Annotated in this window: 1 protein-coding gene; it reads right to left on the reverse strand. The window is 66.1% G+C overall.

Annotated features, from left to right (window positions below; translation table 11 throughout):
* Positions 1-1,521, reverse strand: a 1,521-nt coding sequence (locus ACWDSL_RS53365) for an acyltransferase domain-containing protein (RefSeq protein WP_450496999.1), incomplete at both ends; no start/stop codon positions are given.

The following is a 1,521-nucleotide window of genomic DNA, read 5'->3' on the forward strand; positions in this document are numbered from 1 at the left end:
ACCAAAGACTCCACCACACCACCCCCCGGCTCCTCACCCACCCAAAACCGCTCCCGCTGAAACGCATACGTCGGCAAATCAACCCACGACCCACCAGCACCCTCAAACGCCCTGGCCCAATCGACAACTACACCCCGCACCCACGCCTCAGCCAAGGAAGTCAAAAAGCGGTCCAAGCCGCCCTCGTCACGCCGCAACGAACCCAACGCCACCGTGCCGTTCGCACCACGGGCCTCAGCGGTCTCCTCCACCCCGACCACCAGCACCGGATGAGCGGACGCCTCAATGAAGACCGCGTCGCCTTCGTCCAGAATGGCGCCGACGGTCTCCTCGAACCGGACCGTCTGCCGCAGATTGCGATACCAATAGCCGGCATCCAGCTCAGCCGTGTCGATGAGCCCACCGGTCACCGTCGAATAGAACGGCACCGAAGACGACCGCGGCTCAAGGCCCTCAAGCAGCTCCGCCAGCCGCCCTTCGATCACCTCGACCTGGGCGGAATGGGACGCATAATCCACCGCGATACGCCGCGCCCGCACCCCATCAGCCTCACACCCCGCCAGCAACTCGACCAGCGCCTCGACCTCACCGGCCACCACCACCGAAGTCGGACCATTCACCGTCGCCACCGACAGCCGACCATCCCACCCCGCGATGCGCTCGGCCACCTGCTCGGCCGTCAACGACACCGACGCCATCCCACCGAGCCCGGCCAGATCCTCGGCAATCGCCTGAGAACGCAGCGCCACCACCCTCGCCCCATCACGCAAAGACAACGCCCCGGCCACACACGCCGCAGCGATCTCACCCTGCGAATGCCCGACCACCGCAGCGGGCTCAACACCGAACGAGCGCCACAGCTCAGCCAACGACACCATCACAGCCCACAACACCGGCTGCACCACATCGACCCGCTCCAACGACGCAGCACCCGCAACGCCCCGAAGCACGTCCTCCAACGACCAATCCACATACTCCGCCAACGCCTCACCACACTCAGCAAAACGCTCCGCGAAAACCGGCGAAGAGTCCAGCAGTCCCACGGCCATACCCGCCCACTGCGAACCCTGACCCGGGAAAACCATCACCACACGCTCACCCGCGCCCGACACACCGAACGCGGGCCCCGCCACCAACCCAGGAACATCCTCACCCCGCGCCAACGCCCCAAGGCCAGCCCTCAGACCGTCACGACCACCGATGACAACCGCACGGTGCTCAAACGCCGTCCGCCCCGTGGCCAACGACCAGCCCACATCCACCAGCGACAGCTCATCACCACTGACAGCAGACACCTCAACATGCGACAGCAGCCGCTCCGCCTGCCCCCGCAACGCCGCAACCCCACGCCCCGAAACCACCCACGGCACCACCCCAGGCACCACCGACACCAACCGCTCCCCCGAACCAACAGCCACCGACCCACCAACACTCACCGAACCGCCAGCCACCACCCCACCAACAACAGGCCCCTCCTCCACCACCACATGACAATTCGTCCCACCCATACCAAACGACGAC

The organism is Streptomyces sp. NPDC000941, from assembly GCF_053599555.1.